At 68.4% G+C, this 18,608-nt stretch carries 17 protein-coding genes; 4 read left to right on the top strand and 13 right to left on the bottom strand.

The annotated features are described in order from the left end of the window. Positions 1-411: 411 nt before the first annotated feature. Positions 412-921, top strand: coding sequence for a hypothetical protein (locus tag AAAZ40_RS08075; RefSeq protein WP_476659882.1), 510 nt, complete (start codon positions 412-414; stop codon positions 919-921). Between the two features lie 35 nt (positions 922-956). Here AAAZ40_RS08075 and AAAZ40_RS08070 read toward each other — a convergent pair whose 3' ends face one another. From AAAZ40_RS08070 to AAAZ40_RS08045, 6 genes are all read right to left on the bottom strand, one after another. Further along, a complete protein-coding gene (locus AAAZ40_RS08070) occupies positions 957-3,086 on the bottom strand; it encodes a heavy metal translocating P-type ATPase (RefSeq protein WP_476659881.1) in 2,130 nt (709 codons plus the stop codon). A gap of 64 nt (positions 3,087-3,150) precedes the next feature. After that, positions 3,151-3,663 carry a hypothetical protein gene (locus AAAZ40_RS08065; protein WP_476659880.1) on the bottom strand — a complete coding sequence of 171 codons (513 nt, stop codon included), beginning with the start codon at positions 3,661-3,663 and terminating at the stop codon, positions 3,151-3,153. A gap of 2 nt (positions 3,664-3,665) precedes the next feature. Further along, the gene (locus tag AAAZ40_RS08060; RefSeq protein WP_476659879.1) at positions 3,666-4,073 is read right to left on the bottom strand and encodes a hypothetical protein; all 408 of its coding nucleotides are present in this window, start codon (positions 4,071-4,073) and stop codon (positions 3,666-3,668) included. Further along, complete coding sequence (locus AAAZ40_RS08055; protein WP_476659878.1) at positions 4,070-4,492, bottom strand: hypothetical protein; 423 nt, start codon at positions 4,490-4,492, stop codon at positions 4,070-4,072. Before AAAZ40_RS08055 ends, AAAZ40_RS08060 begins: the two co-directional genes overlap by 4 nt. Before the next feature lie 152 nt (positions 4,493-4,644). Beyond that, positions 4,645-6,786 carry a DNA primase gene (gene dnaG / locus AAAZ40_RS08050; RefSeq protein ID WP_476659877.1) on the bottom strand — a complete coding sequence of 714 codons (2,142 nt, stop codon included), beginning with the start codon at positions 6,784-6,786 and terminating at the stop codon, positions 4,645-4,647. Between the two features lie 12 nt (positions 6,787-6,798). Beyond that, positions 6,799-8,340 carry a GGDEF domain-containing protein gene (locus AAAZ40_RS08045; protein ID WP_476659876.1) on the bottom strand — a complete coding sequence of 514 codons (1,542 nt, stop codon included), beginning with the start codon at positions 8,338-8,340 and terminating at the stop codon, positions 6,799-6,801. 236 nt (positions 8,341-8,576) lie between these two features. On the opposite strand from AAAZ40_RS08045, the gene ytfE reads away from it, so the two are divergent. Next, positions 8,577-9,257, top strand: coding sequence for an iron-sulfur cluster repair protein YtfE (ytfE, locus tag AAAZ40_RS08040; protein ID WP_476659875.1), 681 nt, complete (start codon positions 8,577-8,579; stop codon positions 9,255-9,257). A 53-nt stretch (positions 9,258-9,310) separates the two neighbouring features. Here ytfE and AAAZ40_RS08035 read toward each other — a convergent pair whose 3' ends face one another. The 3 genes from AAAZ40_RS08035 to AAAZ40_RS08025 all read right to left on the bottom strand — a co-directional run bounded on the left by AAAZ40_RS08035 (position 9,311) and on the right by AAAZ40_RS08025 (position 11,030). Then, positions 9,311-9,712, bottom strand: coding sequence for a YbaN family protein (locus tag AAAZ40_RS08035; protein ID WP_476659874.1), 402 nt, complete (start codon positions 9,710-9,712; stop codon positions 9,311-9,313). Next, positions 9,702-10,157, bottom strand: a complete 456-nt coding sequence (locus AAAZ40_RS08030; protein WP_476659873.1) for a SirB2 family protein — start codon at positions 10,155-10,157, stop codon at positions 9,702-9,704. The genes AAAZ40_RS08035 and AAAZ40_RS08030 overlap by 11 nt, the downstream gene beginning before the upstream one ends. A 114-nt stretch (positions 10,158-10,271) precedes the next feature. Beyond that, positions 10,272-11,030, bottom strand: coding sequence for a 3-hydroxyacyl-CoA dehydrogenase (locus tag AAAZ40_RS08025; RefSeq protein ID WP_476659872.1), 759 nt, complete (start codon positions 11,028-11,030; stop codon positions 10,272-10,274). Between the two features lie 82 nt (positions 11,031-11,112). Here AAAZ40_RS08025 and AAAZ40_RS08020 point away from each other — a divergent pair, with 82 nt between their 5' ends. Together AAAZ40_RS08020 and AAAZ40_RS08015 are read left to right on the top strand one after the other, a co-directional pair. Then, positions 11,113-12,105, top strand: coding sequence for a patatin-like phospholipase family protein (locus AAAZ40_RS08020; protein WP_476659871.1), 993 nt, complete (start codon positions 11,113-11,115; stop codon positions 12,103-12,105). Between the two features lie 182 nt (positions 12,106-12,287). Beyond that, positions 12,288-13,646 carry a Fic family protein gene (locus AAAZ40_RS08015; protein ID WP_476659870.1) on the top strand — a complete coding sequence of 453 codons (1,359 nt, stop codon included), beginning with the start codon at positions 12,288-12,290 and terminating at the stop codon, positions 13,644-13,646. A 27-nt stretch (positions 13,647-13,673) separates the two neighbouring features. Here AAAZ40_RS08015 and AAAZ40_RS08010 read toward each other — a convergent pair whose 3' ends face one another. The 4 genes from AAAZ40_RS08010 to hemH all read right to left on the bottom strand — a co-directional run bounded on the left by AAAZ40_RS08010 (position 13,674) and on the right by hemH (position 18,587). Then, complete coding sequence (locus AAAZ40_RS08010; protein ID WP_476659869.1) at positions 13,674-15,344, bottom strand: ABC transporter permease; 1,671 nt, start codon at positions 15,342-15,344, stop codon at positions 13,674-13,676. Positions 15,345-15,419: 75 nt separating this feature from the next. Next, positions 15,420-16,460, bottom strand: a complete 1,041-nt coding sequence (locus tag AAAZ40_RS08005; RefSeq protein WP_476659868.1) for an extracellular solute-binding protein — start codon at positions 16,458-16,460, stop codon at positions 15,420-15,422. 211 nt (positions 16,461-16,671) lie between these two features. Further along, on the bottom strand, positions 16,672-17,220 hold the full coding sequence (locus tag AAAZ40_RS08000; RefSeq protein WP_476659867.1) for a phasin family protein: 549 nt from the start codon (positions 17,218-17,220) through the stop codon (positions 16,672-16,674). Positions 17,221-17,495: 275 nt separating this feature from the next. Next, positions 17,496-18,587, bottom strand: coding sequence for a ferrochelatase (hemH, locus tag AAAZ40_RS07995; protein WP_476659866.1), 1,092 nt, complete (start codon positions 18,585-18,587; stop codon positions 17,496-17,498). Positions 18,588-18,608 lie beyond the last annotated feature (21 nt).

The raw sequence follows: 18,608 nt of genomic DNA, 5'->3' as shown, positions 1-18,608 counted from the left end.
GGGAAGTCGGCGGTTCGAGGCCGGCCGATAAGCGTGGGGCAAACAGGGGCGAAAGTTTGGGGGCAAACAGGGTCAAGGAGCATGCGCACCCGCCCACGGAGCAGGGTGTGCGGCACAAGTTGTGGGGGCGAACATTTGGAGTGCAGTCCTTGCGAGGGCTGGTGTGTGCCAGTGGCCGGGAGCGTTGAGCCCTTGTTGCCCGTGCATGGGCGTTGGCCGGTTCGGAGGTGCTGCTGTCGCACTTGTGCAATCTTCTTAGTGTATCAGATCCAGGCGGATGAGTGCGTGCTGTGTCAAGCAAAAGCTGCAAAGCCCTTTTGAAAGGAGTGGCCTTGGTGGGGGGCTGGCGGAAGAATGATTCGCATTGAGATTGCATGCGGTCCGCAGCTTGATATGCGTTATGATGGGCGCGTGATCGCCTCATCCATCCCCGGCCGCATTCGCTTGCGCCACGCCGCCTTGCGCCGCCCCGAGCGGCTCGAGCGCTTGGCGCGCAGCCTCTCGGACTGGCCCGAGGCGCTCACGCTCGAACCCAATGCGCGCACCGGCAGCCTGCTGCTGCACTACGATCCCAGCCGTTTGACGCGCGCCGAATCCGAGCGCCGTTGCGTTGCGGCGCTGCAGGCGCTGTTGCCGCAGCCGCCCAGCCCTGAGTCCAGCCCTGAGCCGGCCCTGCAGCCAGCCCTGCAGCCGGCAGCGCGAGGGTCGGCAGCGGCTGCAGCCTCGGGCGCGGCCACTGCCCGCCCCAGCCAGCGCGTGCGGGCCAACCGGCTGGCCAAGCGCCTGATGCTGGCCAGCTTGCTGGCCACCCTGGTGCTGGCGGCCGCAGGGGCCAAGCGCTGGCACACCGGTGCGGGCTTGTTGTTCGTGCATGCCCTCGGGGTGCACCTGTGGGTGCATCGGCGCCATTTGCTGCGTTGATGTGGAAGTTAGGCGCCGAGCAGCACGGCCGCTGATCAGCGCCCGCCGCGCAGCGCGTTGAGCAAAATCGCGATGGTGCTGCCGTTGTGCAACACCGAGGCCAGCACGGGCGAGAGCAAACCCAGTGCCGCCGCACCCAAAATGGCGCTGTTGGCGCCCAAGGTAAAGCGGTAGTTGCTGCCGATGCGCCCCAGCGTGGCCTGGGCCAAGGCGCGCGCGTCGGCCACGCGGCTCAAGTCGTCTTCGAGCAGGGCGATGTCGGCCGTCAGGCGCGCCAGATCGGCGCCGCGCGCCATCGCAATCCCGACCTCGGCCCCGGCCAGCGCCGGCGCGTCGTTGATGCCGTCGCCAACAAAGGCGATGCGTGCCCCTTCGGCCTTGATGCGCGCCACCCACTGGGCCTTTTCGTGCGGCAGCAGCTCGGCGTAGCAGGCGTCGAGCCCGAGCTGCTGCGCCAGCTCCTGCGCCCGCTGGCGGTGGTCGCCGCTGAGCATGATCAGGCGCTTGATGCCCAGTGTGCGCAGACGCGCCAGCGTGGCGGCGGCGTTGGGGCGCAGCGTGTCGCGCAGCGCCAGCACGCCGATCAGCCGGCCACCGTAGCCGATGTAGAGCAGGGTTTTGCCTTGCGCGAACAGGGCCGAGATGCGCCGGCGTTGGCTCGCAGTGATCGGCACGCCCTCGTCGTCTTCGACGAAGTGGCGCGAGCCGACCACGATGCGCTGGCCGTCCATGTCGCTGGCCACACCGTGGGCGGCGATGAACTGCACCTCCTGGTGCTCGAAATGGCGCCCGTGGTGCTGGCGCGCGGCCTCGACCACGGCCATGGCCAACGGGTGGAAGTAATGCTCTTCGATCGAGGCCGCCAGATCGATGATGTCGCTCGGGCTGTAGTGGCGGTCAAAGGCGATCGAGTCGCTGACTTCGAGCCGGCCGGTGGTCAGGGTGCCGGTCTTGTCGAAGATCACGGTATCGACTTCGGCCAGGCGCTCGAGCACGTCGGCGCCCTTGATCAGGATGCCGCGCTTGCCGGCTTGGTACATGGCCGACTTGAAAGCCACCGGGGTCGCGAGCTTGAGGGCGCAGGCGTAATCGGCCTGCAGCACCGCGGCGGCGCGGCGCCAGTCGCCCGAGAGCAGCCACGAGGCCGCCGCCAGCCCGAGCACCGTCGGCACCAGCCGGTCGGCCAGCCGGGCCGCCTGCAACTGGGTCTGGCTCTTGGCGTGGAGCGACTGCTCGACGTAGTCGGCGATGCGGGCCGCTGCGGTGCCGCGCCCGACGTGCTCGGCGTAGATGCGCAGCCGCCCCTCTTCGATCACCGTGCCCGAGAGCACCCGGTCGCCGCGCTGGCGCTGCACCGGCACGCTCTCGCCGGTCATGGCGGCTTCGTTGACCAGGGCCTCGCCAGAGAGCACGGTGCCATCGACGGCGATCACCGCACCCGCGCCCGCGATCACGGTCTGGCCGATCTGCAGCAGTTCAGAGGCCAGCTGGCGCTCGATGCCGCCTTCTTCGACCCAGACCAGGCCGGTGTCGGGGCGCAGCAGCTCCTTGAGCAAATCGTCGGAGCGGCGCGCGATCGAGTGCTCGAGGTACTCGCCCAGGGCGAGCATGAACACCGTGGTGTTGGCCGCCAGATGGTCGGCGCTGGCGGTGGAGATGCCGACGGCCAAGGCTTCGAGCACGTGCGAATTGATGCCCTCGGCCTGCAGGTCGGCCCAAGCCTCGCGGTACAAGGGCAAGGACACGGCCAAGGTGGCCGGGGTGCGCAGCCCCTCGGGCAACAGGCTCGAACCCAGCAGCAGCGCCGCGCTGGCCAGCACCACATTGGCGTCGGAGGCCGGGGCCGTCTGGGCGCCCGCCGCCAGCGCAGGCCGGGCGGGGGCGGCACCGGGGCCAGCCGCTTCGGGCTGCAGCGCCAGCAGGCCGGCGCGCAGGCGCTCGGGATCGGTCTGCTGGGGGTCGAAGTGCAGCAGCAAGGAGCGCGTGCGCGCATTGAACTGCACCTGGCGCACGCCGGGCAGGCCGCGCGCGCAGCGGCTTATGAACGGCGCATCGAGCGCGGGGCCGTGCCAGCGCACGCGCCAGCGCACCCGGCCGGGGAGCTGGTGCAACAGGTCCAGCCCCGCGATCAGGGGCGGCTGGGGCGGCAAAGCGGTCGTGTGCACGGTCGGCGCGTCAAGGACACAGGGTGGCCCAGGTCGTGCTCAGAGGCTCGGTGCCTCGCAGCCTTCAGGCCGCGTGGGCGCGTTGGGCTTCAAGCTCGGCCTGGATGTCGGCCATTTGCTCCTTCACTTCCTCCAGGCCCCCAGCCACGCTGCCGTAGAGCTGCATGCCGGCGCGCAGCAGCTTGGCGCGCAGCGCCTCGTCGCCCAGCACCCAGGCCAAGGCGGCACCGACCAGCACCCCGGCCAGCAGCTGCTGGCCGGGCGTGAGCGCCGCAAGGCCCGTCGGCTGGGCCGTCTGCGCCTGCAGCCAGGCTTGCATGGCGGCCAGATCGGGGGTGGCGGCGTTGGCTTTGTTCTTGCCGCCCTTTTTTTTCTTTTTGCCCATTTTTGGCTCCTGGTTGAAGATCAGTTGCTCGATCGCCACGGCGGCCGACAAGGCCGCGCCACCCAGCGCCGCCGACTTGAGCAGTTGCTCGCCCTGGCGTTGCTCTTGCAGCGCCGCGACGATGGCGGTGGCAATCGAGCCGCGCACAAAGCTGGCGGCCAGGGTTTGGGTCCAATCGGCAGGGGTGGCCATGTTCAGTCCTCGGTGGGGGTGGCGACAGCAGCGGCGGCCCGGCGGCGGCGGCGAGCCGGCGCGGCGGGCTCGGGTGCTGCAGCGGCTGGGGTGCGCCGGCGCCGGGGTTTGGCCGGGGGGCTGGATGCCGCGGGCCCAGGCGTGGCTGCTTGCGCTTCGGGCAGGGGTGCAGCGGGGGCTGCGTCTGGGCTGGGCGCTGCCTGCGCAGCCGCATCGGTGCACGGTGCTGGGCGCAGCCGCTCCCAGCTGCTGCTGGCCGCCGCGCGCACCGCCGCATCGGCCTGCTCCAGGCCCTGGCGCAACCGGGTGCCGGAATCGTTGAACACGGCCCGAGCGCGCTCGCTGCGCGCTGCGCTCACGGCAGCGGCACCGGCGAACAGGCCGACGACAAAGGGCAGGAACGGGGTCATGAGGACTCCTTGGGGCGGGTGGATGAGGTGGGGGGCAACAAACGGGTGGCCAGCGCGAGCAGCAGGTCGTGCAAACGCTGCGCGTCTGGGGTCGAGCGCCCGGCCAACCAGTCGGGCCAAGCGGGGTCGGGGATGAGCCGCGGGTCGTACTCGATCACGCACGAGCGCGCCAAGGGGTTGAGGGCGACCGAGCGCACTCCGGGCATGGTGCGCAGGTGCTGGGTCCAAGCCGCGCTGGCGCTGGCTGCAGCCCAGGCACCGTCGAGCGCGGGCGCAGGCACGAGCTTGAGGCGCACGCGGCCGCTGATCTGATGCGCCAGCAGCAGTTGCGCGCGCAAGCGATCGAGCCACAGCAGGGCTTCGGGTGCAGGGGCGGCAGCGCAAACAGGGGCCGCGTCAAAAGGAGCGGTTGTGGCCATGACAGAGGAACAAACCTCCCTGGCTTGCCGGCCGCAATGGCGGGCGCGGATGGCTAACGGAGTGCGGATTTCGCTGCGAACCAGTGTAGCACAGCAGCACCAACCGCCGATCCAACCGCCGCTCCGCTGTGCGCACAGGCGCTGCGGCGGCTTCAGTGCTTGGCATTTTGCAGGGCCATGCGCTGCGCCGTGACCTCGCGGTAGCGCTGCATCTGTACGGCGTCGGTTGCGGCGTGGGCGATGAGCTCGGTTTCGAGCTGTTTGAGCCGCTCGATGTGCAACAGGCGCAGGAGTTCACGCAGCTCGCTGCGCAGGTCGCCGGATTCGGCAGTGTCGGGGGGGGCGGGACGTTCAAGCGCCACGTCGGTGCGGGCAGCAGGCGGCTCGAGCGCCATGCCGCCGGTGTGCAAATCCAGCGCCAGCGCCTCGAAAGCCTGGCCGCGCAGCCCTTCGCGCAGCGCCGCCCAGGGCTGCGGACCGTGCTCGAGCCACTGGGCTTCGAGCCAGGCAAACAGCGCGCCGTGTGGCGCCGGCTGCTGGGCCAGCAACTGGTGGTCGTCGGCGCTGAGCCAGTCCCAAGCCTGCGGACTGGCTAGCACGATGCGCGCCACCCGGTCGGCACGCCCGAGCAGACCGCGCGGCGTGCGCCGCAGCGCGCCCAGGGTGCGCCCGCCCAGTCCGGGCCAGCGCACTGCGGCGCGCGCGCCCGCCGCGGGTGGGGGGGACGGCGCGGTGCTGGAATACACGGCTTGGTGCGGCGGGCTTTCTGTGAAGCCTAAAGCGTGTGGGGCGGCTGCTGCCTCGCTGGCCGCGCCCGACGCTTGGCGGTGCGGCTGGCCTGGGTGGGTCGCCGTGCCCGCACTGGCGCGGCGCGCACGGGGTGTCTGAGCGGTTTTGGATGGCCGGGTCTGGGGCTGCCCGGTCTTGGGCTGCCCGGTCTTGGGCTTCCATAGCGCGAGCAGGTCGCGCCCGTCCAGGGCCACCAGGTCGGCCAGTTCGAGCAGCATCTGGTGCTTGAAGGCGCCTTCTGGCAGCGCCAGCCACAGTGGCGCGGCCTGGCTGGCCAGGCGCGCCCGGCCTTCGGGGGTATCGAGCGTGCAGCCCTCGGCCGCGGCGTCGAGCATGAAGCGGCTCAGCGGTGTGGCCTGCGCCAGCGCCTGCCCAAAGGCGGGGGCGCCGTGGGCGCGGACGTAGCTGTCGGGGTCGTGCTCGGGCGGCAGGAACAGGAATTTGACGCTGCGCGTGTCGCTGGCCCAGGGCAGGGTGGCCTGCAGGGCCTTGCGCGCGGCACGGCGGCCGGCGCTGTCGCCGTCGAAAGCAAACACCACCGTGTCGCTGAAGCGAAACAACAGCCGCACCTGCTCGGGCGTGCAGGCGGTGCCCAGCGTGGCCACGGCGTAGCCCAAGCCGTGCTGGGCCAGCGCCACCACGTCCATGTAGCCTTCGGTGACCAGCACGCAGCCGGCCTGGCGGATGGCGCTGCGCGCCTCGAACAGGCCATAGAGCTCGCGGCCCTTGGAAAACAGCGGCGTTTCGGGCGAATTGAGGTATTTGGGCTCGCCCGCTCCCAGCACACGGCCGCCAAAACCGATGCACTGGCCCTTGACGTTGCGGATCGGGAACATGATGCGATCGCGGAAGCGGTCGTAGCGCTTGCCGCCGTGCGCCGCGCCTGCTTCGGTTTCTGCTGCGGCCTGGGGATCGGGCTCTGTGCCAGCAGCGGCATCGGTGGCGATCACCAGCCCGGCTTCGAGCAGCAGCGGGTTTTGGTAGTCGGGCAGCACGGTGGACAAAAAACGCCACTGCGCCGGGGCGTAGCCGATGCCGTAGGTTTTGGCAATCTGCCCGCTCAGGCCGCGGCGCTTGAGGTAGTCGATGGCGGCGGGCGCCAGCCGCAGCTGCTGCTGGTAGCTGTGCGCGGCTTTTTCCAGCAGCTCCGACAAGCTGCTGCGCTGTTGGCGCTGCGCCGCTGCCTGGGCCCGCTGTTGGGGCGTTTCGTCGTCCAGGGGCACGCTCAGCCCGGCTTGCTGCGCCAGGTCTTGCACCGCCTCGATGAAGCCGGCGCCGGTGTGCGCCATCAGAAAGCCGAGCGCGCTGCCGCTCTTGCCGCAGCCAAAGCAGTGGAAAAACTGCTTGCTCGGGCTGACCGTGAAGGAGGGCGATTTTTCGTCGTGAAAAGGGCACAGGCCCAGATAATTGGCCCCGCCTTTTTTGAGCGCCACGTGGCGGCCCACGACTTCGACGATGTCGACGCGGGCCAGCAGCTCTTGCAAAAAGGCTTGCGGGATGCTCACGGGGATGCGGCCTCAGGCCCGCAGGACGCGGTTTTTGCCGGCCCGTTTGGCGGCGTACATGGCTTGGTCGGCGCGCTCGAGCGCCTGCGCCAGCGTTTCGTGCGCGAGCAGTTGCGTCACCCCCGCGCTGAAGGTGATGAGCACGCGCTCGCTGCCGCTCAGAAACAGCTGGGTGGTGAGTTCGCGCTGCACCCGCCGCACCACTTCGACGGCGTCGTCGGGTTCGATGTCGGGCAGGATCACGACGAACTCCTCGCCACCGTAGCGCGCCAGCGAATCGTGCGGGCGCAGCGCGGCCTTGGCCACGGTGGCCAGATGCTGCAGGGCAGCGTCGCCGCTGAGGTGACCCAGGCGGTCGTTGAGGCGCTTGAAGTCGTCGAGGTCGAGCAGGGCCAGGCACAGGCTGCTGCCCAGGCGCTGTGCGCGCGAGGTCTCGCGCTCGAGCACTTCGGTCATGCCTTTGCGGTTCAGGGCGCCGGTGAGCAGGTCGTGGCTGGCCTGCTCGCTCATGCGCTGCAGCTCGAGGCGCAGCTGCTCGATCTGGGCTTCGGCCTGGCTGGCGCGCTCGCGCAGCGCCCCCAGATCGACGCCGGTGCGCTGGCTGTCGAGCGCCAGGCTGCGCGCCGACTGGATCGCTTGCTGCAGCACGGGCGTGATTTCGGCCAGGCTGGTGGAGTGCTCGAGCTGGTGCGCAAAATACTCAAAGCGCCGCTGGTATTGCTCGCTGCTGGCGGCGGTCTGGGACAGGCGCTGCATGAACACGGCCAAGGTCTCTTTCATGGCTTTTTGCGCCGCCAGCATCTGCTCCTTGGTGTCGAGCTGTAAGCGTGTGAGGTCTTTGAGGCGCGACTGCGCTTCCTGCAACCGGCGGATCGACAGCGGCGGCTGGGCCGTCTCGATCAGCAAGCCGAGCTGTTTTTGCAGCCACGGCTGCTCGAGGTTGACGACGCGCACGTTGTCGAGCACGGCGTGCAGCAGCTTGAGCAGGGTTTCGCGGATGGCGGCCTGTTCTTCGGCCACGAACGAGAGCCGGAAAGCAAAGTCGGCCATGAGCTTGCGCAGCGAGGGTGGGTGTTGCTCGGGCAAGCGCAGATAGTGCATCAATTCATCGGCCAATTCGACCACTTTGCGGTCGTCGTTGCCCACGGCGGGCAGGGCGTTGCCGACGATGCGCGCCATCTGCTCGAGCAGCTCGGGCGGGAAGCGTTCCTGCTCCTGCACCACGGGTGCGAGCGCCACCGGGGTGGGCACCGGCGCTTCGGCGCTGGCGCTTTGGTTGCGCAGGTGCTGCGCGAGCACCCGCTCCAGGTCGTCCCAGCTGTGCATCGACACCGCCTTGCCAAACTGCGACTTGAAGCGCTGCTGGGCCGGAGTGCCATCGGGCAGGGCCTGCGCGATCTGGCGCAGGTTTTCGAGCGGAAACGGTTTGAGCGGCCGCGTGCCCGCCACCTCGTGGTAGAAGGTCTGGAAATTCTCGGGCGTGGGCGGCAGTTTGCGCACCGTCAGGCGCTTGACCGCCTCGCGCGCGATTTCTTGGGGGGTGGATGCCGTCATGGCTGGCGTGCAAAGGGCTGGGGTTGGCCGAGCTTATTGATCCGGCCCAAAAAAGTGGGGGGCTTTTGCTGGGTTTGATGCTCCTATTGTGCATGGAAAGCGCGCGAAGCCAGACCCTGGAGCAGTTGCATGAGCGGCGCCGGAATACATCTTTTGAACGATGGCGCTACTCCCCCTGGAAGTGCCTCTTTTTCCGACAATATCACTCGGCTATTCAACGGAAAACGAGGAACCCCATGCACACCGTAACGCATCCGCTGCTGCAGCAGACCCTGGCGCAGATCGCCATCGACATTCCTGGCGCCACCGCGCTGCTGCGTCAGCACAAGCTGGATTTTTGCTGCAACGGCCAGCGCAGCCTGGCGCAGGCCTGCGCCGAACGCAGCCCCGAGCGGGCGCTGGACCTGGCAGCGCTGCTGGCCGGGCTGGAGGCGCTGCAGCAGGCCAGCGCGCCCGCCGTCCCGAGCGCCGATCCGGCGCAGTTGATCGAGTTGATTCTGCAGCGCTACCACGACACGCACCGCCAGCAGTTGCCGGAGCTGGTGCGCATGGCGCGCCGGGTCGAGGCGGTACACGGCCAGCACCCGGCTGCGCCCGTCGGTCTGGCCGATTTTTTGGAGTTCCTGCAAGCCGAGCTGGAGCAGCACATGGCCAAGGAGGAGCAGATTCTGTTCCCCGTGCTGCGCAGCGGCGGGCACCCGATGATCTGCGGCCCGATCGGCGTGATGCGGCACGAGCACACCGAGCACGGCGCGAACCTGGAGCGGCTGGCCGCGCTGACGCAGCAGCACACTCCGCCCGCAGGCGCCTGCACCACCTGGCGCGCGCTGTACGCCGGCACCGAACGGCTGGTGGAGGATTTGATGCAGCACATCCACCTGGAAAACAACCTGCTGTTTCCGCAGTTCGAGCGCTGAAAGGTGCTGACAGGCGCTGGCGCGGCCTTGCAGGCCCGGCGCGGCAGCGCCCTTCAGCGCCGCGTCGGCAAGCGCCAGACCACCACGCAGCCCAGCAGCGCCGCCAGCGCCACCAGCGCCGCCAGCCAGGGCCAGTGCTGCAACTGCCACAGCGACAGCGCCACCATGAGCAGCATGAGCGTACACGCCCACCACTTGACGCGCAGCGACAGGCTGCGCTGCGCCTCCCAGTCGCGCACCAGCGCGCCCAGGTAGCGCTGCTGGCGCAGCCAGGCGTGCAGGTGCGGCGAGGCCTGGGCAAAACACCAGGCCGCCAGCAGCACCAGCGGCGTCGTCGGCAAGCCCGGCAGCACGACCCCGAGCAGACCGAGCGCCAGCGACAGCAGGCCCGCCAGCGTCAGCGCCGCGCGCCGCCAGCGCGCCCACCTACCCGGCGGCACCGCCTCAGGTTGCATGGTCGAGCAGCGCGTAGCCCCAACCGAGCGGGTGCAGCCACAGCGCCACGCCCACCATCTGCGCCGCCACGGCCAGCGCCGCCAGCCCGCACAACAGGCGTGCACGGCGCGTGCGCGCGCGCTTGAGCGCAAACGAGCCGAGCACGATGTAGAGCAGCAGCAACAGCAGCTTCGCCTGCAGCCAGGGTGCCTGCAGCAACTGCCAGCCGCCCGCCCACCACAGCGCCAGGCCGGTTGCCAGCAGCAACGTGTCCAGTCCGACGCTGGCGTGCCGCGCCTGCGGCTGCAGCGGCCAGGCGGCGCGCCGCAGCACCCCCGCCCAGCGCAGCGCAAACAGCAGCAGACTGCAGGCCACGCAGGCCTGATGCAGATGCTTGAGCACGCCGTAGTGCGGGCCGAGCGCGAGCAACCAGGCGGCTGAATGGGCGGCAGCGGGTTCGGGCATGGTGGTGCAAGCAGGCGGATGGGGTTGGCCGATCTTAGTGCCCCGACTCCACGACGGCGGTAGGGGTCTGACCCAATGCCCAAACCCGGCGGCCGCAGGCGCGCAGCCACCTTTTCAGCGCGGCGGCAGCCGGATCGCGCCGTCGAGGCGGATCACTTCGCCGTTGAGCATCTCGTTTTCGATGATGTGCTGCACCAGCCGCGCGTAATCCAGTGGCCGCCCCAGGCGCGAGGGGAAGGGCACGCTGGCGGCGAGCGCGTCTTGCACCTCTGGGGGCATGCCAAAGAGCATCGGGGTGCCAAAGATGCCGGGGGCGATCGTCATGTTGCGGATGCCGTTGCGCGCCAGGTCGCGCGCGATCGGCAGCGTCATGCCGACGATGCCGCCCTTGGAGGCGGCGTAGGCGGCTTGGCCGATCTGGCCGTCGTAGGCGGCCACCGAGGCGGTGGAGATCAGCACGCCGCGCTCGCCGCTGGGCTCGGGCGCGTTGCGGCTCATGGCGGCGGCGGTCAGGCGGATCATGTTGAAGCTGCCCAGCAGATTGACTTGCAGGGTCTGGGCGAACAGCGCCAGATCGTGCGCGCCGTCTTTGCCCACGGTCTTGGCTGCCGGCGCAATGCCGGCGCAGTTGACCAAACCCGCCAAGGTGCCCAGCTCGCAGGCGCGCTGCACCACCGCCTGCCCGTCGGCCTCGCTGGAGACGTCGCAGCGCACGAATACGCCGCCGATGTCGTGCGCCAGCGCCTGCCCGACCTCGAGCTTGAGGTCGGCCAACAGCACCCGGCCGCCCAGGCTGCTCAGGTGGCGCGCCGTGCCCTCACCCAGCCCCGAGGCCGCCCCGGTGACGATGAAAACCTTGCCTGCGATCTGCATGGGTTGTGCTCCTGGTTGACGTGTACGTCAATTATGGGATAAAAACGCAGCGAAAATCCGGGCTCCTGAACCCTTGCAACCCATGACCTCCCGCTTCACCGATACGCAGCCGCAGCCCCCGATGGCACATCCGCCGCACCTTGCGCTCCAGCCTGCCTGCAACGGCCTGACGCGACGCGCGGCTGCGGCCGGGCTGTTGCTCGCGCTCACCGGCTGCGGTACGCTGAGCATGGAACAGCCCCCCACACCGGCCGCTATGCCACCTGCTCCGGCCCCGCTGCGCCCGCCGCGCCTGGGGTTGGCGCTGGGGGGTGGGGCGGCGCGCGGGTTTGCGCACATCGGCGTGATCCAGGTGCTGGAGCGCGAGGGCATCCGTCCGGCGCTGGTGGCGGGCACTTCGGCCGGCAGCCTGGTGGCGGTGCTCTACGCCAGCGGCATGAACGGGCAACAGCTCGAGCAGGCCGCGCTCGAGATGGAAGAGGTGGTGTTTACCGACTGGACGCTGCCGATCTTCAACCGCGGTCTGCTGCGCGGCGACGCGCTGGCGCGCTGGGTCAACCGCATGTTGAACAACCGGCAGTTGCAGGAACTGGCGCTGCCGGTGGGCGTGCTGGCCACCGATCTGGGCAACGGCGCAGGGGTGTTGTTCAGGCGTGGCGACAGCGGGCAGGCGGTGCGCGCCTCCAGCGCCGTGCCTGGGGTGTTCTCGCCCGTGCCCATAGCCGGGCACAATTACGTCGATGGCGGGCTGGTGGCCCCGGTGCCGGTGCAGCAGGCGCGCGCCATGGGGGCCGAGCGGGTGCTGGCGGTCGATATTTCGAGCGGTCTGAGCGATGACTACGCCACCGACGCCGTGCGCGTGCTGCTGCGCACCTTCACCATCATGGGCCAGAGCATCAACCGGCTGGCCTTGGCCGGCGCCGATGTGGCGTTGCGGCCCGACCTGGACGGCATCGGCAGCGCCGATTTTGGCGCCCGCCAGCGCGCCATCGCCGCCGGGCGCGCCGCCATGCAAGCCATGCTGCCGACTCTGCAGGCGCAACTGCGACCGATCGCCGATGCCGCTGCGGTGTGAGGGCACTTGAGCCTGCGACAAACTTTCGAGGCGCGCAGACGGTCGGGAAAAAATTTGCGCGACAGCTATCGTGTCGCTATACTGATTGCGCGACAATTTCATCCTTTTTTGTGTCGCGATTCATGTTTTGCGCGACAGGAAGCAGCGTGCTCAGACCCATCACGACCCAAGCCCTCGAGGCGGTGCTTGCCGCTTTGGCCCACTATCCAGAGGGTGCTCGCATCGAGCAGATCGAGCAGCGCTTGGCGGCTGCCTCCAGCCGTCGCAGCTTGCAGCGCTGGCTCAAGGCGCTGATCGCTCAGGGGCAGGTGCGGCGCGCGGGGCAAGGGCGCGCGGTCGTCTATCTGCGTCGCGTGGTGGTGGAAGCGCAGTTCCATGCCGCTGGCACGTCCAGTGCAGTTGCATACGGCGAAGCCACGATTCCCCTCTCCCCAGAAGCCCGAGCCATCGAGCAACAGGTGCGCCAGCCCCTCGCGCTGCGCCAACCCGTGGGGTACAGGCGCGCTTTTCTGGACGCCTACCGCCCCAACGAAACCTATTACCTCAGCCAGACGCTGCGAGACGAACTGCTGTCGCAGGGGCAAGCCAGCAGCGGCCATGCGCCGGCCGGAACCTACGCGCGCCAGCTCGCCCAGCGGCTCCTGATCGACCTGTCCTGGAACTCCAGCCGACTGGAGGGCAACACCTATACGCTGCTGGAAACCGAGCGTCTGCTTTCAGCGGGCCAGGCTGCAGCAGGCAAGGATGCCTTTGAAGCGCAGATGATCTTGAATCACAAGGAAGCGCTTGAGTTCTTGATCGAATCGGCCGCAGAGATTGGATTCAACCGCTACACCCTGCTCAATTTGCACGCCTTGTTGTCTGACAACCTGCTGGGCGACCCAAGCGCCAGCGGTCGTTTGCGCACGATCGCGGTGGGCATAGGCCAGACCACCTTCCTGCCGCTGCAGGGGCCCCAGCGCATCGAGGAATGTTTCAACCAGGTGCTCGAGACGGCCAGCGCCATTGCAGACCCGTTCGAACAGGCGTTTTTTGTCATGGTGCACCTGCCGTATGTGCAGCCGTTCGAGGACGTGAACAAGCGGGTGTCGCGCCTGGCCGCCAACATCCCCTTGATTCAGCGCAATTTGTGCCCATTGTCCTTTGTCGATGTGCCGCAGCAGGTGTACCACAGCGCCATGCTGGGCGTTTATGAAAGCAACCGTGTGGAGCTGCTGCGCGATGTCTTTGCCTGGGCCTATCGGCGTTCCTGCGCGCGCTATTCTGCAGTGCGTCAGTCACTGGGTGAACCCGATCCGTTTCGCCTTCGCTATCGGCAAGCCATCACGCAGGCGGTCGCGTCCGTGGTGTGCGAAAAAATGGACAAGTCAGCCGCGATTGTTCATATCCAGCGCTTTGCGCACACGCTGATCGAGGGCGTAGACCGTAACCGGTTCATTGAAGCGGTTGAAACCCAACTGCTGAGTCTGCACGAGGGCAACATCGCTCGCTACCGCATCCGACCGAGCGCTTACCATGCCTGGCGCGCCATCTGGAATTGAGCTCGGATTGGGTTCGGAGCAGCGCAACTAATCCCGCACCAGCAGCCGCACCAGCAGCACCACCGGCAGCAGCCCAGCGAGCACGATGCCCAGCGCGGGCACGGCGGCACCGCTCCAGATCGATTCGGCCGCCATTTGCCAGACCCAGGTCGCCAGCGTTTCGTAGCCAAAGGGGCGCAGCATGAGCGTGATCGGCAGCTCTTTCATCACGTCCACGAACACCAGCGCGGCGGCGACGATGATGCCCGGTGCGGCCAGCGGCAGGTGGATGCGCGTCAGGATGCGCCACGGCCCCGCGCCCAGCGTGCGCGCGGCCAGGGTCAGGTTGGGGCGCACCTTTTCCAGCGCGGCGTCGGTGCTTTGGTAGGCCACGGCCAGAAAACGCGCCACGTAGCCGTACACCAGCCCGACCATCGAGCCGGTCAGCAGCAGCCCCACCGTCACGCCGGCCCAATACTCGGTGAAGTAGTTGAGCGCGTGGTCCAGCGGCGTGAGCGTGAGCAGGATGCCGACCGCCAACACCGGGCCCGGAATCGCATAGCCGACCGTGGCCAGCGTGGCCATGCCGCGCATGGCCGGCTTGCCGGATGAGCGCACCGCGCTCGAGAGCACGATTGCGCACAACACCGCCACCGCTGCCGCGATGCTCGCCAGCAGCAGGCTGTTGGCCGCAAGCTCCAGATAGACCCGTGCCGTGCCCGGTGTCATTTGCGCGAACTCGACCGAAGCCCAGGACATGAGCTGACTCACGGGCAGCACAAAGGCCATCCCCAGCACGGCAGCGCAGGCCAGGGTGGCGAGCCATTTTTTTTGCCCCGCCAAATGCAGGCGTGGCATCCCCGGTGTCTTGCCGCCGGTTTCGTGGTAGCGCGTGCGCCCGCGTTGCGAGCGCTCCAGCAGCAGCGCGCACAGCGCCACCAGCGCCAGCAGGCCGGCCAGTTCGCTCGCCGCCTGCAAGTCCATCATGCCGTGCCAGATGCGCACCACGCCGTCGGCCAGGGTGGGAAAATTGAAGTAGCGCACGGTGGCAAAGTCGGCCAGCGCTTCCATCAGCGCCAGCGCCACGCCAGCGGCGATGGCCGGGCGCGAAATCGGCAGCACCACCTTCCAGAAAAAGCGCGATGGGCCGTAGCCATGCACGCGCGCGGTGTCGAAAGCCGAGCCCGACACGCCGCGGTAGCCCACCAGCGCCAGCATGTAGACGTAGGGGTAGAGCACCAGCGTCATGACCGTGATCGCGCCCAGCGGCGAGCGCACCTCGGGGAACCAGGCCGACGTTCCGGTCCAGTCGCGCAGCGCGCTTTGCACCGGCCCGGCCAGGTCGAAGGTGGCCATGAACACAAAGCCCATGATGTAGGCCGGCACCGCCATGGGCAGCATCAGCAACCACTGAAACAGGCTGCGCCCCGGAAACTCGTAAGCCGTGACCAACCAGGCCAAGCCTGCGCCTAAAAACAGCGTACCGAGCCCGACGCCCAGCAGCAGCAGCAGCGTGTTGGCCAGCAGCAGCGGCAGCAGCGTCTCCCACAAATGCTGCCAGATGGCCGGTGTCGGCGTGAGCAGCGTGATGGCGACGATGAATACGGGAAAGATCGCCAGCGTGGCGATGAAAACCGAACTGAGCGTGGCACCCAGGTGCCCAGAGCGGCCGGTGTGGCCCGCCGGAGCCGCTCCCGGTTGAATGGCGACTTCAGACATCGATGGCGTTCAACCTGGAGCGGGGGCGGGTCTGGGGAAGCAAAGGCTAGCGTTTGTGGGCCACAGCAAGCCCGGTCAACGGTAGCCGGCGCGGTCCAGCAGGCGGATGGCGTCGGCCTGCAGGCGGCCCAGCTCGGTCAGGGGCAGGCGGTCGCCACGGAAGGGGCCAAAGCCGGCGATGATCGGGTGCACCGGAGCCGCCGGGCTGGCCGGGTACTCGTGGTTCGAGCCCGCGAACAGCTCCTGGCCGCGCGGCGTGCTGAGCCACTCGAGCAGGCGCAGCGCGTTGTCGCGGTTTTGCGCGTGCGTGGTGATGCCGGCGCCGCTGACGTTGACGTGTACGCCACGCTCCCCCGCAGCCTGGTTGGCCCAGAACACGCGCACCGGGAAGGCCGAATTGGCCTGCAGCAAGCGTCCGAGGTAGTAGTGGTTGGTCAGCGCCACGTCGCCGCCGCCGGCGGCCAGCGTTTCCAGGATGCGCGTGTCGCTGTCGATCAGGGTCGGGTTGTTGGCCACCCAGCCGCGCACAACCTGTTCGGCGCGGGCTTCGCCGTGGGCGGCGATCATGCTCGCCACCAGCGACTGGGTGTAGGAGTGCGTGGCCGGGCGCATGACCAGGCGGCCGCGCCAACGCGGGTCGGCCAGCGCTTCGTAGGTGGACAGCTCGGCCGGCTGCACACGCGCCGGGTGGAACAGGATGGTGCGCACGCGCTGCGTCAGGCCAAACCACAGGTTGCCGGGGCAACGCAGGTTGGCCGGAATGTTGCTGCTCAGCGCGGCGCTGGTGGTCGCTTGCAGCAGGCCCTGGGTACCGGCCAGCGCCAGGTTGCCGGCATCGACCGCGATGTACATGTCGGCCGGGGTGTGGCGGCCTTCGGCGCGGATGCGCTCGCGCAAGGCGGCGTCGCCACCGCTGGTGAAGCGCACGCGGATGCCGGTTTCGCGCGTGAAAGTCTCGAACACACCCTCGACGCCGTAGTGGCGCGAGCTGTAGATGTTGACCACGCCCGCGCCCGCAGCGCCTTGGGCAAAGGCCTGGGGCGCGACCGCCAGAGCAGCCCCCGCCACCGACGCCGCACCTGCGTGCACGAACAGATTCCTTCTGCTGACTTTCATGATGTCCTCGATTATGCAATTGAACAAGACAGGACACGGAGCCGACGCTGGGACAGCCCCGAACCGGGATGCGCTAACAACGCCTGGCTATGTTAGCACAAATAAAAACCATTCTTGTTTGCAAAGCTGAACATTTTTAAAGCCAGACGCACTGTCTGGCTTGTAGGACCGGCGGGCAAGCAGGCAGCGGGCTCGCGACGACCAGAACCGGTCAGCGCTTGCGCGCGGCAGTGGTGGCCTTGCTGGCGCCCACGGCGTTGTCGGCCATGGCTTGGAAGTTGGTCTGTGCCACTTCGGTGGCTTGCTTGACGGCGCGCTGCACGGTTTCCATGGCGTTGTTGGCGGTGCTGACGGCGTTTTTCATCACCGCCACGGCGGTTTCGGAGCCGGCCGGGGCGTTGCGGGCCACGTTGTCGACCACGGCCATGAATTTTTGCTGCGCCTCGGCCCCTTGGTGCTCGGCGAACCTGGCGAACTCGCCGCCGGTGCCGGCAGCGATCTCGTACAGCTGACGGCTGTAGGCGGCGGTTTTTTCCGCCAGCGGCTGCATCAGGGAGGCCTGCAGGGCCAGCAGCTCCTGCGCGTCTTTGACGCTCATCAGCGCCTGGGTGTTGTTCGAGGTGTCGGCCAGCGCCGCACGGGCGGCTTGCATGTTGAGCTCCAACATGCGCTCGACGCCTTCAAAGGCCTTTTGCGTCAGGCCAAAAAGGGTTTCGATGTTGGCTTTTTGGGCGGCAATCATCTGTTCCGTGGTCAACATGGTGAGGCTCCTGAAAAGGGTGGGCAAGTCAGAGGGTGAGGGCAGCTGCAACTCGGTTCTGGACCCTGCACCCCGCCCTGCAGCGGTTCGTGTAAACGACCCGCACATGTGGGCGCTGCTTTTGCTGCACCGCAACATGAGGTTTGATTATAGATTCGATTTGTGACAGCCGCAAGCCCCCTTGAGCCTCCTGCCTTGCGCCGCACGGGCTGCGTCGCAGGTTTATTGCGCCAGATCAAAGCGGCGGCCTGACGCGCTGCAGGATGCCGCGCCGCTCACTGCTGCGCCCCCATGGCCAGTGCACGGGCGCGACTGGCTGGACCCACGCTCGGGTCGAGGGGCACGCGGGTGGGCCACCCAGCCAGGTGCTGTTCACACAAGGCGGTGAGGGCGCGCATGCCCTCGGCGCTGTCGTTGAGGCAGGGGATGTAGTGGAACTCGCGCCCGCCGGCCTGCATGAAGGCGGCTTTGGCTTCGAGCGCGATTTCTTCCAGCGTTTCGATGCAGTCGCAGGCAAAGCCGGGGCAGAGGGCATCGACCCGCGCCACACCGCTGCGCGCCAGATCGACCAGCGTCGGTTCGGTGTAGGGTTGCAGCCACTGGGCACGGCCAAAGCGCGACTGGAAGGTGACGCGGTACTGGGTGCTGTTCAAGCCCAGCGCCGCGGCCAGCAGGCGTGCGGTTTTGTGGCATTCGCAGTGGTAGGGGTCGCCCTTGTCCAGCGTGCGCGCCGGCATGCCGTGAAAGCTCAACAGCAACACATCGGGGCGGCCATGCGCCTGCCAGTGGCGCTGCACCGAGGCCGCCAGCGCGGCGATGTGCTCGGGTTGGTCGTGGTAGTTGCGCACCAGCCGCAGTTCGGGCAGGTTGCGCACCTTGCGGCCCCAGGCAAACACGGCGTCGGCCACGCTGGCTGTGGTGGCGGCGCTGTATTGGGGGTAGGCCGGCAGCACCAGGATGCGCGTGCAGCCGGCGGCCTTGAGTGCGTCAAGCCCGCTGGCCACCGAGGGCTGGCCGTAGCGCATGGCCCAACGCACCTGCACCTGGTGGCCACGTTCGCCCAGATAGCCCTGCAACAGCGCCGCTTGGCGCTCGGTCCAGACCTTGAGCGGCGAGCCCTCGGGCAGCCAGATGCTGGCGTATTTGGCGGCCGATTTGCGCGGCCGCAACCGCAGCACCACGCCGTGCAAGATCGGCCACCAGAGCAGACGCGGCAGCTCGACCACCCGTGGGTCGCTCAAGAACTGCGCCAGATATGGACGCAGCGCCGCCGCCGTGGGGGCGGTGGGGGTGCCGAGGTTGCAGAGCAAAACCCCGATATGCGGGGTTTGTCCGTGTTGATATGGGGGTTCGGGGCGCATGGGCATGTGCTATTCTCGCTCAGACCG

The sequence above is a fragment of the Serpentinimonas sp. SMBJO2 genome (genome assembly GCF_056341105.1).
This window is presented reverse-complemented; position numbering and strand designations above follow the sequence as displayed.

Bases quoted from the DNA above. Each gene is read 5' to 3' on its own strand.
- AAAZ40_RS08065 (WP_476659880.1), bottom strand. From the start codon at position 3,663: ATGGCCACCCCTGCCGATTGGACCCAAACCCTGGCCGCCAGCTTTGTG.
- AAAZ40_RS08060 (WP_476659879.1), bottom strand. From the start codon at position 4,073: ATGACCCCGTTCCTGCCCTTTGTCGTCGGCCTGTTCGCCGGTGCCGCT.
- AAAZ40_RS08055 (WP_476659878.1), bottom strand. From the start codon at position 4,492: ATGGCCACAACCGCTCCTTTTGACGCGGCCCCTGTTTGCGCTGCCGCC.
- AAAZ40_RS08045 (WP_476659876.1), bottom strand. From the start codon at position 8,340: ATGACGGCATCCACCCCCCAAGAAATCGCGCGCGAGGCGGTCAAGCGC.
- ytfE (WP_476659875.1), top strand. From the start codon at position 8,577: ATGCACACCGTAACGCATCCGCTGCTGCAGCAGACCCTGGCGCAGATC.
- AAAZ40_RS08035 (WP_476659874.1), bottom strand. From the start codon at position 9,712: ATGCAACCTGAGGCGGTGCCGCCGGGTAGGTGGGCGCGCTGGCGGCGC.
- AAAZ40_RS08030 (WP_476659873.1), bottom strand. From the start codon at position 10,157: ATGCCCGAACCCGCTGCCGCCCATTCAGCCGCCTGGTTGCTCGCGCTC.
- AAAZ40_RS08025 (WP_476659872.1), bottom strand. From the start codon at position 11,030: ATGCAGATCGCAGGCAAGGTTTTCATCGTCACCGGGGCGGCCTCGGGG.
- AAAZ40_RS08020 (WP_476659871.1), top strand. From the start codon at position 11,113: ATGACCTCCCGCTTCACCGATACGCAGCCGCAGCCCCCGATGGCACAT.
- AAAZ40_RS08010 (WP_476659869.1), bottom strand. From the start codon at position 15,344: ATGTCTGAAGTCGCCATTCAACCGGGAGCGGCTCCGGCGGGCCACACC.
- AAAZ40_RS08005 (WP_476659868.1), bottom strand. From the start codon at position 16,460: ATGAAAGTCAGCAGAAGGAATCTGTTCGTGCACGCAGGTGCGGCGTCG.
- AAAZ40_RS08000 (WP_476659867.1), bottom strand. From the start codon at position 17,220: ATGTTGACCACGGAACAGATGATTGCCGCCCAAAAAGCCAACATCGAA.
- hemH (WP_476659866.1), bottom strand. From the start codon at position 18,587: ATGCCCATGCGCCCCGAACCCCCATATCAACACGGACAAACCCCGCAT.